Here is a 14492-nt window from a genome sequence, read left to right as displayed (position 1 = left end):
TGATAGTACTATCATCGTAGTGACTTCCCGAGGAGGCGCTGTGCGGGTACTGGTGATCGGGGCGGGAGTCGGCGGTCTGGGCGTGGCGCGGGCGCTGCTGGCCGGCGGACATGAGGTCGGCGTGTACGAGCGTGCGCCCGCCCTGCGGACGGGCGGAGCGGCGCTGACCCTGTGGAGCAACGGCACGGGCATCCTGGACGAGCTGGGCGTCTCGGTCGCGGACGCCGGCGCGCGGATCGACGTCCTCGAACAGCGCGACCAGGACGGCCGGCTCCTCGTGAGCGTCGACGTCGCCCGGGCGGCCGCGGCGTACGGGCATCCGCACGTGTCGCTGCCCCGCCGCCGGCTGCTCGAACGGCTCGCGGACGGCCTGCCGCCGGGGACGGTCGCCTTCGACCGTGCCTGCGCGGCGATCGAACAGGACGGGGACATCGTGCGCGCGCGGTTCCGCGACGGCGGCGTCGCCGAGGGCGACCTGCTGGTCGGCGCCGACGGGCACCGCTCCGTGGTCCGCTCTCAGCTGTGGGGCGGTGACCCGACCGAGCCGACCGGCTGGGTCACCTGGCAGGGTCTCAGCCCGATGGCGACCGACGTCACCTCCTCGCGGCGCGGCGTCATGGTGGTGGGCCGCGCGGGCATGTGCGGCCTCATGCCGGCGGGCGACGGGCTGCTGCAGTGGTGGTTCGACGTACGCCGCCCGTCCGGTGCGCCGACGCCGTCGTCGCCGCTCGCCGAGCTGCGGCGGCGCTTCGGCGACTGGGCCGCGCCGGTCCGTGACGTACTCGAGGCCGCCGACGACGCCGACGTGGAGTTCTTCCCCCACTACCGCCACCGCGTGCCGCGTAAGTGGGGGTCCGGCCGGGCCACCCTGGCCGGCGACGCGGCACACACGATGCCCCCGACCCAGGCACAGGGGGCGAACCAGGCGCTGGAGGACGCCTGGGCGCTGGCCGCCGCCCTGCGCGCGCCGTCCGACCTGCCGTCCGCGCTGCGGGAGTACGAGCGGTCCCGGTCCCGCCGGGCCGGTCGGGTGGCCAGACTGGCGGGTGCGGAGGTCACCGACCGCTACGGCCCGATGCTGTCCCGGCTCACCCCGGACGGTCTGGTGAGCCGCTTCCACACCCGATGGCTCAGGCGGATCAGCGACTACCTCGCCGCTCACTGAAACGCGCCGCCCGGGGCGGGGCGGCGAACGAGGCGATCCAGAAACCGGCTGGCCGCCGGCCTTGACATCATCGATGATGGGCGGGTGATCGACAGAGACCGCGCGGTGCGCTTGGTCGAAGAGCTGCTCCGCGCCGAGGAACGGGAGTTCGCGGAGCGCGGCCGGCCGGTCACTCTCGCGATCTGTAAGGTCACCGAGCACCGCCTCGGCTGGATCATCGACTCGCAGTCCGCGGCATACGTTCACAGCGGCGACGTCGGCGCCATGCTCGTCGGCGGTGGTCCCTATCTGGTCGACCGCCACGATGGGAGCGTCCATCGGATTCCGGCCACCGACTACGTCGGCGGGCTTTGGGAAGAGGACTACGAGCAGCGCATCAAACCAACCGGTGCCGCCGAGGCCGATCCTCTTCGCGGCACCCCGTTCGCGACCGAGATTCGTAAAGCGTTGGAACAGGAGGGCCGGGTCGCGGCCATCCGGCGCCTCAGGCGATGTGCTCCCGGCGTGAACATGGCCCAGGCCAACGACTACGTTGCCGCGATCGCGGCCGGAGAGCGACCATCAGCCGAGCTGATCGAACTGGCCGGACCGCCCGATCGGTTCTCGAGCCGCCTGGGGATCACGACCGTCGCCGGCCCCCTGCTGACTCCCTGACGCCGTCCGGCCTGCCGTCCACGCTGGAGTACCAGCGACCTCTGTCGCGCCGGCCGGTCGTCGGGCGGGGCCGGCGGGTGCGGAGGTCGCCGACGGTGACGGCCCGATGGTGTCCCGGCTCGCTCTGGGCGGTCCGTCAGTGCAGGCTCGGGGGTGCGGCGGCCAGCGCGATCAGTTCGGCGAGTTCGGCGACGCGGTCCGGGCCCTCCGGCAGGCGGCTGGTGGCGATGCGCAGGTGCGGGCCGGTGGCGGTCACCTGATAGCGGCTGCCCGGCCCCGCCGCGACCCCGTGCGCGGCGAGCGTGACCAGGGCCGCGGACTCCTCGGCGACCGGGACCCACAGCATCAGGCCGTCGCGGTTGGCGGTGGGCACTCCGCGCTCGGCCAGTGCGGCGGCCAGGGTCTCGCGACGCCGGGCGTACGTCTCGCGCGCGTGGGCGACGGTGCGGCGGGTCTGGGCGTCGGTGAGCAGCCAGGCCAGGGCGTCCTGCAGGATGCGGCTCGTCCAGCCGGTGCCGTAGCTGCGCAGCACCCGTACCTTCTCGACGGTCTCGCCGGCGCCGCCGATCACGGCGACGCGCAGGTCGGGGCCGTGTGACTTGGAGTAGGACCGTACCAGCACCGTACGGCCGGGCAGGTGCTCCCCGATGCTGACCGCCGGCGCGGCCGACACCTCGCCGATGCCGTCGTCCTCGACCGCGAGCGTGCCCGCGGGGGCCAGCAGCGCGGCCAGTTCCGCCGCACGGGCCGGGGTGAGCGCGTGCCCGCACGGGGTGTGGCCGCGCGGCTGGTAGACGAACGCCGCCGGGTTGGTCCGCAGCGCTCGGGCCAGCGACGAGGGGATGGGCCCGTCGCGGTCACAGGCGACCGGCACGACCTCCGCGCCGAGCGCCTCGACGATGTCCAGCAGCCGGGCGCCGGTCGGGTCCTCGACGGCGATGCGGTCGCCGGGCAGGGCCAGGGTCTGGCAGACGAGCTGCATGCCCTCGTACCCGCCGCCGACGACGAGCCGGCGTTCCGCCGGGAACGGCCAGGTCGGTTCGACCGCCTCCCGCAGCCGCTCGGTGATCGTCTCGCGCGCGTAGTCGTTCAGCCGCTCGGTGCGGGCGGCGGCGGCGAGCGCGTCGTCCAGGCGTGGCAGGAGCGCGGGGTCGGGTGCGGCGATGGCCAGGTCGACGGCGAGCCGGCTGCCGAACTCGCCAATCCGCTCGTAGCGGGCGGGCCGCGGGACGCTGGGCGGCCCGATGACGACGGTGCCGCGCCGCCGCTGCGCGCTGACCACCCGGTGGCGGCGCAGTGTCGACCACGCCTCGGCCACCGTCGCCGGGCTCACCTGCAGCTCGGCGGCCAGCCCGCGCACCGTGGGCAGGCGGGAACCCTCGGCGATGTCGCCGCGCCGGATCAGGTCGGTCAGGGCCGCGGCGATGCCACGGGCGCTGCGCTCGCCGATGTGCCCGGCGAGCCAGCTCGCCTCGACCGTGATCTCACCCATGTTCCCCCGCCGATGATTTTCTTTGTTCAGTAACAAAACACCCATTGTACTCACCTTTGGCTGAACATAAGGTCGGTCGTCATTACGGCCTATCCGAAACGGAGCGTTGTGTCGGTTCCACGCATTCGCCTCGCCCTGCGGGACTGGGATCATCTGGTCCCGCTCGTCACCGGCCGGGTCCGCCCCCGCGGCTTCGAGCTGGAGATCGAGTCCCGTGCCGTCACCCCCGACGTTCTGGGGGAACCCGGGCTCGACGGCGGCGAGACCTCCTTCAGCCGGTACGCCCTGGGACGCGGCGACGGCGACGACCGGCTGGCCGGTCTGCCGATCTTCGTGATGCGCGGGTTCCGGCACCGTTGTGTCCTCGTACGGCGGGACAGCGGCCTGACCACCGCCAAGGACCTGGCCGGGGCGCGGATCGGGCTGACCGGCTGGCCCGACTCGGGCAACACCTGGACGCGGGCGATCCTGCGCTCGGCCGGCGTCGACCTCGGCGGCATCGCCTGGACGGTCGGCCCGCTGACGGCGGGGGAGACCGGCAAGGACCGCGTCGGCCCCCGTCCGCTGCCCGCCAACGTCACGGTGACCGACGAGTCGCTGGTGGACGGGCTCGCGGACGGCCGCTACGACGCGATCTTCACGCCGTTCATGCCCGAGGAGATGTTCACCTCCTCCAGCCGCTTCCGCCACCTGTACGACGACCACCGCGGCGCCGAGCTCGGCTACTTCGGCCGGACCGGCTTCGTGCCGGGCATCCACCTGCTGGCGCTGCGCCGCGAGGTGGTCGACGAGCATCCGTGGCTGCCGGCGGCGCTGGAGGAGGCGTTCGAGGAGTCCAAGCGGCACTGGCTGGCGCGGCGGCGGCACCTGGCCGACACGACGCCGTGGCTGCTGTCCGAGCTGGAGGCGGGCACGCGGATCTTCGGCTCGGACTGGATGCCCTACGGCGCCGCGGCCAACGCCGCGATGACCGCCGCGTTCTGCACCGAGCTGCACGAGCAGGGCATCGCCCCGCACCCGATCGACCCCGAGGAGTTGTTCGCATGAGAATCGCCGTGGGGCAGTTCGCCGCCACCGAGGACTGGCCCGCCAACCTCAAGTCCTGCCTGGCGCTGGTGGACCAGGCCGTCGCCGGCGATGCGGACCTGCTGGTGCTGCCCGAGGACTCTCTCGCCCTGTTCATCGACGAGCCCGCCCGCATCGCCGAGGTCGCCCAGCCGCTCGACGGCCCGTTCGTGACGGCGCTGGCCGAGCGCACCGCCGGGACGTCGGTCACCGTCGTGGCCGGGCTGCACGAGCCGGCCGGCGACGGGAAGGTGTTCAACACGCTCGTCGCGGTCCGCGACGGCGCGCTCGTCACCTCGTACCGCAAGATCCACTTGTACGACGCGTTCGGGTCCCGCGAGTCCGACCGCGTCCGCCCCGGCGACGGCGAGCCGGTGGTCTTCGATTGCGCCGGATGGGCCGTGGGCCTCATGACCTGCTACGACGTAAGATTCCCGGAAATCGCCCGGTTGCTGGCCGACCGTGGCGCCGAGGTGATCGCCCTCCCCGCCGCCTGGGTACGCGGGCCGGCCAAGGAGTGGCACTGGGAGGTCATGACCGTCGCCCGCGCGCTGGAGAACACCTGCTACGTCGCGGCCTCCGGCGAGTGCGGCCGGCGCAACATCGGCGCCAGCATGATCGTCGATCCGCTCGGCACCGTACGCGCCCGGCTCGCCGACGCGCCCGGCCTGGCCTGGGCGACCGCCGACCGCGAGGAACTGGGCGAGGCCCGCCGGCGGCTCCCCGTGCTCGCCAACCGCAGGTTCGCCGTCGACCCGGCGATCCGTCCCCTGGAGGAGTGGTGTTGAAAGGCATCATCGCCGTACTCGCCGCGGTCCTGCTCCTGGGCGCGTGCGGGAAGAACCCGCCCGAGGCCGAGGGCATCCTGGGCGGCCACAAGTCCCAGGGCGTCGACCCGGCGGAGCTGCGCCAGACGACCGACCACAAGCTGCACGACCGGCTGCCCGCCAAGGTGCGGGCCGCCGGACGACTCATCTCGGTGAACAACGGGTCCTTCCCGCCGTACGAGATCGCCGGCTCCGACGGGCGCTCGCTGAGCGGCGCCTCCGCCGACTTCTCCACCGCCCTGTCCCAGCTCCTCGGTGTCAAGATCGAGCACGTCACCGTCGACGGCCTGCCCAGCGAGCTGACCGGCATCAAGGCCGGCCGGTACGACTTCGCGATCGGCCCGATCGGCGACTTCCCCGACCGTGAGAGCGCCGCGGACTTCGTCGACTGGGTGCGGGAGTTCGTGGTCTTCGCGGTGCCCAAGGGCAACCCCAAGCACATCGGCTCCATCGCCGACACGTGCGGGCTGCGGATCTCGGTGATGGCCGGCGGCTCGGCCGAGGACGTGATCAAGAAGCAGTCGAAGACCTGCACCGCGCAGGGCCGCCCCGGGGTGCAGGTGCAGTCCTACAAGGACCAGCCGACCTCCATCCTCGCCGTGCGCTCCGGCCGGGCCGACGGGTTCTTCTCCTCCCAGGCCCCGCTGACGTACTTCGTCCAGCAGTCCGGCAAGGACCTGCAGCTCGCCGGCACCGGCAAGGCCAACGGCTTCGCCGACCTGTACCAGGGCGCGGTCGTCGCCCAGGGCTCGCCACTGCGCGACGTGCTCCTCGACGCCCTGCGCACCCTGGTGAAGAACGGCACCTACACCAAGGTCATGACCAAGTGGGGGCTGAGCGCCAACATCCTGACCAAGCCCGGCGTCAACCTGGCGCCGAGAGAGGGGTGATGGACATGACCGTCACCGACCGGCGGACCGAGGAAGAACGCGAGGGCCGAGCGGAGGTCGACGTGGCCGGGGCCACGCGTCCGCGGCACCCGCTGCGCTGGGTCGCCTCGCTCGTGCTGCTCGTCCTCGCGGCGCAGCTCGTGCACCTGCTCGTCACCAACGACAACTTCGAGTGGCACGTGGTCGGCGAGTACGTCAACGCGTCGATCATCGGGCACGGCATCGCGATCACGCTCGAGCTCACCGTGGTCGCCATGGCGGTCGGCATCGTCGGCGGCGTCCTGCTCGCCGTCGGCCGTCTGTCGGAGAACCGCCTGCTGCGCGGCGCCTGCGGCCTGTACGTCTGGTTCTTCCGGGGCATCCCGGTGCTGGTCCAGCTCGTGTTCTGGTACAACCTGTCCGCGCTGCTGCCGAGGATCTCCTTCGGCGTGCCGTTCGGGCCGGAGTTCGTCAGCGGCGAGACCAACCACATGATCACCCCGCTGCTGGCCGCGATCCTCGGCCTGGGCCTGAACGAGGCCGCGTACATGGCCGAGATCATCCGCGGTGGTCTGCTCGCCGTCGATCCCGGCCAGACCGAGGCCGCCCACGCGCTGGGCATGAGCGACGCGCGCACGTTCCGGCGGGTCGTGATGCCGCAGGCGATGCGGTTCATCGTCCCGCCCACCGGCAGCCAGGTGATCAACATGCTGAAGGCGACGTCGCTGGTGAGCGTCATCGCCCTGGCCGACCTGCTCTACACGGTCCAGTCCATCTACAACCGGACGTTCCAGACGATCCCGCTGCTCATCGTCGCCTGCCTCTGGTACCTGCTGATCACCTCGATCCTGTATGTCGGGCAGTCCTTCATCGAACGCCGCTACGCACGCGGCGCGACCCGCCAGGCGCCCCAGGGTTTCTGGGACTTCGCCCTGCTCCGCCGTCGCGCCAAGACTCCGGAGGTGCCGTCATGACGACCGCGATGGTGCACGCCGCGGGAGTGCGGAAGAGGTTCGGGCACCTGGAGGTGCTGAACGGCATCGACCTGGACGTCGCGGCCGGCGAGGTCGTCGTCGTCCTCGGTCCGTCCGGGTCGGGCAAGTCCACCTTCCTGCGCTGCATCAACCATCTGGAGACCATCGACGGTGGCTCCATCCACGTCGACGGCGAGCTGATCGGCTTTCGCGCCGAGGGCGGGCGCGTACGGCACCTGCGCAAGCGCGAGATCACCCGGCAGCGCCGGGAGATCGGGATGGTGTTTCAGCAGTTCAACCTGTTTCCGCACCTCACCGTGCTGCAGAACATCGTGGAGGCGCCCACCGGCGTGCGCCGCGAGCCGTCGGCGCGGGCCCGTGAGCACGCGCTGGAGCTGCTGCGCCGGGTCGGGCTGGAGGACAAGGCGGGCGCCTATCCCCGGCAGCTGTCCGGCGGCCAGCAGCAGCGGGTCGCGATCGCCCGCGCCCTGGCCATGCGCCCGAAGCTGATGCTGTTCGACGAGCCGACCAGCGCGCTCGACCCGGAGCTGGTCGGCGAGGTGCTGGCCACGATGAAGAGCCTGGCCGACGACGGCCTCACCATGATCGTGGTGACCCACGAGATCGGCTTCGCCCGCGAGGTCGCGGACCGGGTGGTGTTCATGGACGACGGCCTGGTCGTGGAGTCCGGGCCGCCGTCGCAGGTGCTGGAGAACCCGGCCAACCCGCGGACGAAGGCCTTCCTCAGCAAGGTCCTGTGACCGTCGAGTGCGTCACGTGGTGACGCACTCGATCCAGTAGCGGCCGTCGTCGTCGCGGTGGGCGCCGTGGATGTCGGTGGCGAGGTAGGGGAACGCGCGGTCGAAGTCCTCCAGGGCGTGCAGGTAGCGCATCAGGGGACCGTCGTCCGGGCCGGTCGACTCGCCGGGCGTCAGCATGGGGATGCCCGGCGGGGTGACGACGACGGTCGCGGCGGAGACACGGCCGGCCAGGTCGCGCAGCGGCACCCGCTCCGTCCTGGACCGGATCAGCGCCTGGTAGCAGTCGGCCGGCGTCAGGCGCGGCTCGGGCAGGTCGGTGAAGACCTGGTCGAGCAGCACACCGCGCCGGGAGTCGTGGATGCTGCCGTGGACCCGCGCGCAGAGCCCGCGCAGCGTCACACCGGACGGGCCGAACCCGGGCAGCACCTCCGCCAGCGGAAGATGGTCGTCGTAGGCCTTCTTGAAGTCGATCAGCGCGTCGATGAGCGTGCCCCACTTGCCCTTGGTGATGCCGAGCGAGAACAGCACGAGCAGGGTGTAGTCGCCGGTCTTCTCCACCACGATGCCGCGGCGTTCCAGGTAGGCGGCCACGACGCGGGCGGGCACGCCCCATTCCGTGGTGCCGCCCGCCGCGTCGGCGCCGGGACAGGTGATCGTCACCTTGATCGGGTCGAGCATGCAGTGGCCGTCGTCGAGCCCGTCGAACCCGTGCCAGGCGGCACCGGGTTCGAGCGTCCAGCAGCCGGGCCGGGTGGCCAGCAGCTCCGGATCCGCGTCCTCGAACGCGACCGTCTCGCCCGTACCGGGATCGGTCACGTGCGGTGGTTGCCAGACGCCGAAGAACCAGTCCGGGCGGGTGCCGTCCCGGCGGATGCGGATGGCCAGCCGGGCCATCGCCTGCCGGAAGCGGACCGCCTCGACGATCGCCTCGCCGGTGAGGAACGCGCCCGCCGGCCCGTCCATCATCGCCGCCGCGACGTCCAGCGAGGCGATCATGGGGTAGAGCGGCGAGGTGCTGGCGTGCATCAGGAACGTCTCGTTGAGCCGGTCGTGGTCCACCGGCGCGCGCGGCGACGAGCGTACGTGCAGCATCGACGACTGGGACAGCGCGGCCAGCAGCTTGTGCGTCGACTGCGTGGCGAAGACCGTCGGGCGGTCCGGGCCGGGCAGGGTACGCCCGTCCACCGCCATGCCGTACCGGCCCTCGTACAACGGGTTGAACCGGGCGTAGGCGAACCACGCCTCGTCGAAGTGGACGCGCGGCGCCGACGCGCCCAGCAGACCGGCGACGCCGACCGCGTCGTAGCACAGCCCGTCGTAGGTCGAATTGGTGATCACCGCGTAGGTGGGGTCGGGCCCGGCCGCCCCGTCGGCGAACGGATGGTCCGCCAGCCTGCGGCGTACGGCGGCCGCGGAGAGGGCATGGGCGGGGATCGGCCCGGCCAGGCCGAGGCCGTTGCGCTCGGGCACCAGGTAGACGGGCCGGGCGCCGGTGATGGTGAGGGAGTGCTGGATGGACTTGTGGCAGTTGCGGTCGACCAGCACTAAGTCGTCGCGGGCGATGGCGTGGTGGCCGACGACGCGGTTGGCGGTGGAGTTGCCGTTCACCACGAAGAACGTCCGCTCGGCGCCGAAGACGCGGGCGGCGTTGCGTTCGGCGTCGCCGATCGGGCCGGTGTGCTCCAGGGGCGAACCCAGCTCGGGTACGGAGATGGACAGGTCCGTGCGCAGCAGGCGCTCGCCGTAGTAGTCGAAGAACGCCCGGCCCACCGGCGACTTGAGGAACGCGACACCCCCGGCGTGGGCGGGCGTGTGCCAGGAGTAGCGGTGGCTGTCCTCCAGGCGGCGCAGCGCCTCGAAGAACGGCGGGAGCATCTGTTCGGCGTACTGCTCGGCCGCGTGCGCGATGCGCCCGGCGATGAAGCCGGGAGTGTCCTCGAGCGGGAAGACGTAGCCCTGGATCACCTCGTGCACCCACAGCGGAACGTCGCGCGGCTCGTGGCCGGTCGTCAACAGGAAGACCGGCAGCCGGTGAAACCGCTTGGTCACCGCCGTCATGATCTCCTCCGCGCCGGCCGCGTCCCACGTGGCCAGCACCGCCGTCAGCGTGGCGTCCGACCGGATCACCGCTAGCGCGTCCGTGCTCCGGTGGGTCCAGCGGACCTGCACCCCGTGCCCGTCCATCGCCGTACGGAGGCGGCGCAACTGCTCGGCGACGGCGGAGTCCCCGTCCGGTCGCTCGTCGACGGCGATGAGAACCATGTGCTCCATGGGGGACCTCCGGGTCGCCGCGGGATGCCGGGCCGGCATCGCGCTCGGTCACTACCAACAGTCGTGGGGCCAATGCGAAATGTAATCGCGGAGTCCGGCGAACGTAAAGTGCCGTCCGGCGCGCCGACAGTGAGGTGACGGCACAGCGTCCCTGTGGCCGGTGTGGTGCGCGTTCCGCTGCCGGGTGCCTCCCGGCGGCTTGGCGCCTCGGCCCATGAGGTAGGCAGAGAAGATGCGTCTTACCTGGTACGCGGCTCTCCGGCGGTCGTGGCGCCCGGGTCCCGCCCTGCTGGTGATCCCGCTCGTCGTGATCGTCGTGATCGTCGTGACCGACGTCGCGATCGGTCCCGGCATCCACTTGGGGCCGCTGCTCATCGTGGCCCCCGCGATCACGGCGGCCTTCGCCGGACCCGGCCTGGTCGCCCTGATCGCGGTCGTCGCCGTCGCCGGTGAGCTGGTCACCGTACTGATCGAGCGCGGGGCCGGGACCATGGAGAACGAGACGCACATCGTCGCCCTCGCGGTGGTCTCGGCCCTGATCGTGTTCTTCGCCACCGTCCGGGAACGGCACCGGCGCCAGCTGACGAAGGTCCGGGAGGTGGCCGAGATCGCCCAGCACGCGCTGATGCGCCCGCTGCCGGAGCGCATCGGCCCGCTGCGCATCGCGTCGGTCTACCTCACCGCCGAGCAGGAGGCGCAGATCGGCGGTGACCTGTACGCGGCCGCCCGGATCCGATCCGGAACGCGCGTGATCGTCGGCGACGTCCGGGGCAACGGCCTGGCCGCCATCGACACGTCCGCCCTGGTGGCCGGGGCCTTCCGCGCGGCCGCCCACCAGCAGGCCGCGCTGCCGGAACTCCTCGACTTCCTGGACAACGCCGCCTGCTTCGAGCCCGCCAAGCAGGACACGGACGGAACCGACGCCGAGGAGTGCTTCGTCACGGCCGTGGCCGTGGACATCCCCGACGACGAGCCGATCGTGCACATCATCAACCGGGGACACCCGGCGCCGCTGCTGCTCAGCGGCGACCGCGTCGTCGAACTGGCGGCCCGCGAGCCCGCCCTCCCGCTCGGCCTGGGCGGCCTGGCCCGTACCGGGGGGAAGGCCGATTCCTTCCCGTTCGCACCGGGCGACCTGCTCCTGCTCTACACCGACGGGGTGATCGAGGCCCGCGACGCCGGCGGCCGTTTCTACCCGTTGGCCGAACGCGTCGCCGGCTGGCCGCGCACCGACCCCGGAGGCCTGATCGCGCGCCTGCGCGACGACCTCACCGCCCACGTCCGGGGACGCCTGGGCGACGACGCCGCCATGATCGCGATCCTGCGGTCCGCCTGATCAGCGGGCGGGCCTGACGCCCTCGTCGAGGGCCGCGGTGAGCCACGGACGGACGGTCGTCTCGATCTGCGGCCCGGAGATCTCGGCGAGCGCGTCGAGCCGGAGGAAATGCCGCGCGATCGTGAGCCCGAGGATGCTGCTCACGGTCAGCGCCGCCCGCAGGTCGGCGTCGTCGCCACCGTCGGCGCGCGCGAGGTTCGTGACCCGCTCGTTGAGGAAGTCGCGCATCGCCTCCGTCGCCTCCGGCGCGGTGAGCATCGACCGTACGAGGGCGCGGGTCTCGGGCGGGAGCTCGCCCAGGCGGACATCGAGGACGTCGAAGAGGTGTCCGGCGACGTCGTCGCCGGTGCTCTCCCGGGGCAGCCGGATCGCGATGGCGAAGAGGTCGTTCTTCGAGCCGTAGTGCTGAATGACGAGAGAGGGATCGACCCCGGCGCGTTGCGCGATCGAGCGGACGGTCGCCCCCTCGAGTCCGTGTTCGCCGAACTCGGTCTGAGCGGCCTCGAGGATCCGCTGTGCGGTGGCGGCGCGTCTGGCCGCGCGCGTCTTCGGTTCATCCACGCCTCTCACTCTACAGTCGTTGAGTGAAAGTGCTAGGCTCGCTCAACAGAACATGAGCCAAAGGAGCGCGATGAGAGTCGTCACCATCGAGGAGCACTGGACCACCGAGGGGATCGACCGGGCGCTGCGAGCCCGGCCGGCGGGCACGAGAGACGAGAGCGTGGCCCTGAACGACCGGGGGGACATTCCCGCGCGGCTGTTCGACATCGGTGAGCAGCGGGTGGCGGCGATGGACGCGGCGGGCGTCGACGTTCAGATCCTCTCGCTCGCCCCGCCGGGGACCCACGGACTCCCGGCCGGTGAGGCGATCGAGCTGAGCCGGGACGCCAACGACCGCATGAGCGAGGCGACCGGTCGCCACCCGACCCGTCTGCGGGCGATGACGACGTTGCCGATGTCGGACCCGGACGCGGCGGTGGCCGAGCTCGAGCGGACCGCGAACGACCCCGGTCACGTGGGGATCATGTCCTACGGCCGCAGCGGCGAGCGCCCGCTGGACGACCCCGCCTACGACGATCTGCTCGCGGCCGCCGCCGCCCTGCGCCAGCCGGTCTTCCTCCATCCCCAGATTCCCCCGGACGCGGTCCGCGAGGCGTCCTACCGGGGATTCGACGCGACCCTCGACCTCGCCCTGGCCACCTTCGGCTGGGGATGGCACCTCGAGGCGGGCACCGCGGCGCTCCGCCTCATCCTGCGTGGCGTCTTCGACCGCCACCCGGACCTGCAGCTCGTTCTGGGGCACTGGGGCGAGATGCTGCTGTTCGCGCTCGACCGGGTCGACAGCCTCTCCACCATCGCGACCCACCTCGAACGGCGCGTCGCCGAGTACTTCGCGACCAACATCCACATCACGACCAGCGGCATGCTGTTCCCGCGTCTGCTCCGCCACGCGCTGGACTTCACGAGCGTCGATCGCATCCTGCTCTCCGGCGACTATCCCTTCCACCGGCTCGACGCCGCGGCCGTCACCGGCTTCCTGCGGACGCTTCCCGACCCCGAGGACCGGCGGAAGATCGCTCACGCCAACGCCGAGTCGCTCTACCGCCTGCCCTCATCCGCGGCGGACGACCAGACGGCACGACTCCAGGGACGCTCATGAGCTCGAAGAACGCCACCGTGCTCCTGATCGGCGCCTCTCGCGGCCTGGGCCACGCGATCGCCGCGGAGTACGTCGACCGCGGGTCGCGCGTCGTCGCCACGGTCCGCGGTACCGGGCGCACCGCGCTGCACGAGCTGCGGGACACCGTCGGCGGGCGGCTGGAGATCGAACACGTCGACATCAACGCGCCCGAACAGGTTCAGGCCCTCCGTGACCGGCTCGGTGCCCGGACGTTCGACCTGCTCTTCGTGAACGCGGGCGTCACCAACCGCCCGGAGGAGACCACCGCGGACGTCACGACCGAGGAGTTCACCCGCCTGATGGTCACCAACGCGCTGAGCCCGATGCGGGTCATCGAAACGCTCGGCGGGCTCGTCGGCCCGGACGGCACCATCGCGATCATGTCCTCCGGCCAGGGCAGCATCGCCAACAACGAGCGCGGCGGCTTCGAGATCTACCGGGCCAGCAAATCCGCCCTCAACCAGCTCATGCGCAGCTACGCCGCTCGTCACCGCGACGACGGCCGGACGCTGCTGCTCATGGCGCCCGGCTGGGTCAGGACCGAACTCGGCGGCCCGGACGCCCGCCTCACCATCGGCGAGAGCATCCCCGGCCTCGTCACGACCATCGACGCCCAACGCGGCCGTCCCGGCCTGCGTTACCTGGACTACCTCGGCCGGACCGTCGCCTGGTGAGCGGCAGGGGCGTGCTCAGGTACGGGCCCTGGGCTCCCGGTCGCGGGGCCGTACGGCCGGCAGGCGCGGGACGACCAGCGCCGCCAGGCCGAACAGCACGACCGTCAGCAGCCATCCACCGGCCACGTCGGTCGGCCAGTGCACCCCGAGATAGATCCGGGTGAGCCCGACGGCCGCCGCCCACAACGCGAGAAGGCACACCGCGACCGTTCGGGGCCGGCCGCCGTGGTGGCGGCACAGCGCCCAGATGAGCAGCCCGGCCGCCGTCGCCGAGGTCACCGTGTGACCGGAGGGAAAGGCGAACCCGGAGGCGTGGACGGCCCAGTCGGCCGCCGGAGGCCGTCCGCGGCCGATGGCGGTGGCCAGCCCGAACCGCGCGAGCTGGACGACCAGCAGGGTCAGCATCGCCGCGGCGGCGGCCAGCGCCCGCTCGCGCGCGCCGCGCCTGGTCAGCGCCCCGGCGACCAGCGCGAGCAGGTACGGCACCACGCCGACGCCGGTGGCGGTGAGAGCGGCCGCCGCCGCCCTCGCCGCGCCGGGACGATGGGCGACGCTCCAGCGATGCAGTGACAGGTCGGGGGAGAAGGGCCGGCCGTGCCGGAGCACGACGGCGGTGAACAGCGCCACCAGCAGCACGGCCGCGACCGCGACCGTGATCCTCCCCGCCTTGGCGAGCACCGGCGCGCGGACCGGCGGCGCGGTGTCGGCGGCTCGGGTACGCAT

14 protein-coding genes are annotated in these 14492 nt (G+C 72.2%); 10 read left to right on the top strand and 4 right to left on the bottom strand.

The annotated features are described in order from the left end of the window. Positions 1 to 40 precede the first annotated feature (40 nt). Both ACQEV1_RS28585 and ACQEV1_RS28580 read left to right on the top strand, forming a co-directional pair. Positions 41 to 1165, top strand: coding sequence for an FAD-dependent oxidoreductase (locus ACQEV1_RS28585; RefSeq protein WP_433397416.1), 1125 nt, complete (start codon positions 41 to 43; stop codon positions 1163 to 1165). A gap of 84 nt (positions 1166 to 1249) precedes the next feature. After that, complete coding sequence (locus ACQEV1_RS28580; protein WP_285634341.1) at positions 1250 to 1819, top strand: YrhB domain-containing protein; 570 nt, start codon at positions 1250 to 1252, stop codon at positions 1817 to 1819. A gap of 136 nt (positions 1820 to 1955) precedes the next feature. Here the strand turns inward: ACQEV1_RS28580 and ACQEV1_RS28575 are convergent, their stop codons facing one another. Then, positions 1956 to 3311 (bottom strand): PLP-dependent aminotransferase family protein, encoded by a 1356-nt coding sequence (locus ACQEV1_RS28575; protein ID WP_433397414.1) that lies wholly within the window; start codon positions 3309 to 3311, stop codon positions 1956 to 1958. A 108-nt stretch (positions 3312 to 3419) separates the two neighbouring features. On the opposite strand from ACQEV1_RS28575, the gene ACQEV1_RS28570 reads away from it, so the two are divergent. The 5 genes from ACQEV1_RS28570 to ACQEV1_RS28550 are packed head-to-tail and all read left to right on the top strand — an operon-like array spanning position 3420 to position 7807. Next, a complete protein-coding gene (locus ACQEV1_RS28570) occupies positions 3420 to 4358 on the top strand; it encodes a hypothetical protein (RefSeq protein ID WP_433397412.1) in 939 nt (312 codons plus the stop codon). Continuing rightward, positions 4355 to 5164, top strand: a complete 810-nt coding sequence (locus tag ACQEV1_RS28565; RefSeq protein WP_433397410.1) for a nitrilase-related carbon-nitrogen hydrolase — start codon at positions 4355 to 4357, stop codon at positions 5162 to 5164. The genes ACQEV1_RS28570 and ACQEV1_RS28565 overlap by 4 nt, the downstream gene beginning before the upstream one ends. Next, positions 5161 to 6093, top strand: a complete 933-nt coding sequence (locus tag ACQEV1_RS28560; protein ID WP_433397408.1) for an ABC transporter substrate-binding protein — start codon at positions 5161 to 5163, stop codon at positions 6091 to 6093. The genes ACQEV1_RS28565 and ACQEV1_RS28560 overlap by 4 nt, the downstream gene beginning before the upstream one ends. Before the next feature lie 5 nt (positions 6094 to 6098). Further along, positions 6099 to 7046 carry an amino acid ABC transporter permease gene (locus tag ACQEV1_RS28555; RefSeq protein ID WP_285634325.1) on the top strand — a complete coding sequence of 316 codons (948 nt, stop codon included), beginning with the start codon at positions 6099 to 6101 and terminating at the stop codon, positions 7044 to 7046. Then, positions 7043 to 7807, top strand: a complete 765-nt coding sequence (locus ACQEV1_RS28550; RefSeq protein WP_285634322.1) for an amino acid ABC transporter ATP-binding protein — start codon at positions 7043 to 7045, stop codon at positions 7805 to 7807. The genes ACQEV1_RS28555 and ACQEV1_RS28550 overlap by 4 nt, the downstream gene beginning before the upstream one ends. Positions 7808 to 7819: 12 nt before the next feature. Here ACQEV1_RS28550 and ACQEV1_RS28545 read toward each other — a convergent pair whose 3' ends face one another. Beyond that, complete coding sequence (locus ACQEV1_RS28545) at positions 7820 to 10078, bottom strand: Orn/Lys/Arg decarboxylase N-terminal domain-containing protein (protein WP_433397405.1); 2259 nt, start codon at positions 10076 to 10078, stop codon at positions 7820 to 7822. Positions 10079 to 10310: 232 nt separating this feature from the next. On the opposite strand from ACQEV1_RS28545, the gene ACQEV1_RS28540 reads away from it, so the two are divergent. Continuing rightward, positions 10311 to 11414, top strand: a complete 1104-nt coding sequence (locus ACQEV1_RS28540) for a PP2C family protein-serine/threonine phosphatase (RefSeq protein ID WP_433397403.1) — start codon at positions 10311 to 10313, stop codon at positions 11412 to 11414. Here the strand turns inward: ACQEV1_RS28540 and ACQEV1_RS28535 are convergent, their stop codons facing one another. Then, positions 11415 to 11975: a TetR family transcriptional regulator gene (locus ACQEV1_RS28535; RefSeq protein WP_433397401.1), complete on the bottom strand. Its 561-nt coding sequence runs from the start codon at positions 11973 to 11975 to the stop codon at positions 11415 to 11417. It lies immediately after the preceding gene. Positions 11976 to 12045: 70 nt separating this feature from the next. Here ACQEV1_RS28535 and ACQEV1_RS28530 point away from each other — a divergent pair, with 70 nt between their 5' ends. Further along, positions 12046 to 13074 (top strand): amidohydrolase family protein, encoded by a 1029-nt coding sequence (locus ACQEV1_RS28530; protein ID WP_433397399.1) that lies wholly within the window; start codon positions 12046 to 12048, stop codon positions 13072 to 13074. Beyond that, positions 13071 to 13769, top strand: a complete 699-nt coding sequence (locus ACQEV1_RS28525) for an SDR family NAD(P)-dependent oxidoreductase (protein WP_433397397.1) — start codon at positions 13071 to 13073, stop codon at positions 13767 to 13769. Before ACQEV1_RS28530 ends, ACQEV1_RS28525 begins: the two co-directional genes overlap by 4 nt. A gap of 15 nt (positions 13770 to 13784) precedes the next feature. On the opposite strand, the gene ACQEV1_RS28520 is transcribed toward ACQEV1_RS28525, so the two are convergent. Further along, positions 13785 to 14492, bottom strand: a complete 708-nt coding sequence (locus ACQEV1_RS28520; RefSeq protein ID WP_433397395.1) for a phosphatase PAP2 family protein — start codon at positions 14490 to 14492, stop codon at positions 13785 to 13787.

It is taken from the genome of Actinoallomurus sp. CA-142502 (assembly GCF_050936355.1).
Lineage (GTDB): Bacteria > Actinomycetota > Actinomycetes > Streptosporangiales > Streptosporangiaceae > Actinoallomurus > Actinoallomurus iriomotensis.
The sequence above is the reverse complement of the archived record's forward strand: the minus strand, read 5'-3'. Positions and strand labels throughout refer to the sequence as shown.

Bases quoted from the DNA above. Each gene is read 5' to 3' on its own strand.
- ACQEV1_RS28575 (WP_433397414.1), bottom strand. From the start codon at position 3,311: ATGGGTGAGATCACGGTCGAGGCGAGCTGGCTCGCCGGGCACATCGGC.
- ACQEV1_RS28565 (WP_433397410.1), top strand. From the start codon at position 4,355: ATGAGAATCGCCGTGGGGCAGTTCGCCGCCACCGAGGACTGGCCCGCC.
- ACQEV1_RS28555 (WP_285634325.1), top strand. From the start codon at position 6,099: ATGACCGTCACCGACCGGCGGACCGAGGAAGAACGCGAGGGCCGAGCG.
- ACQEV1_RS28550 (WP_285634322.1), top strand. From the start codon at position 7,043: ATGACGACCGCGATGGTGCACGCCGCGGGAGTGCGGAAGAGGTTCGGG.
- ACQEV1_RS28545 (WP_433397405.1), bottom strand. From the start codon at position 10,078: ATGGAGCACATGGTTCTCATCGCCGTCGACGAGCGACCGGACGGGGAC.
- ACQEV1_RS28540 (WP_433397403.1), top strand. From the start codon at position 10,311: ATGCGTCTTACCTGGTACGCGGCTCTCCGGCGGTCGTGGCGCCCGGGT.
- ACQEV1_RS28530 (WP_433397399.1), top strand. From the start codon at position 12,046: ATGAGAGTCGTCACCATCGAGGAGCACTGGACCACCGAGGGGATCGAC.
- ACQEV1_RS28525 (WP_433397397.1), top strand. From the start codon at position 13,071: ATGAGCTCGAAGAACGCCACCGTGCTCCTGATCGGCGCCTCTCGCGGC.
- ACQEV1_RS28520 (WP_433397395.1), bottom strand. From the start codon at position 14,492: ATGCGTACCCGAGCCGCCGACACCGCGCCGCCGGTCCGCGCGCCGGTG.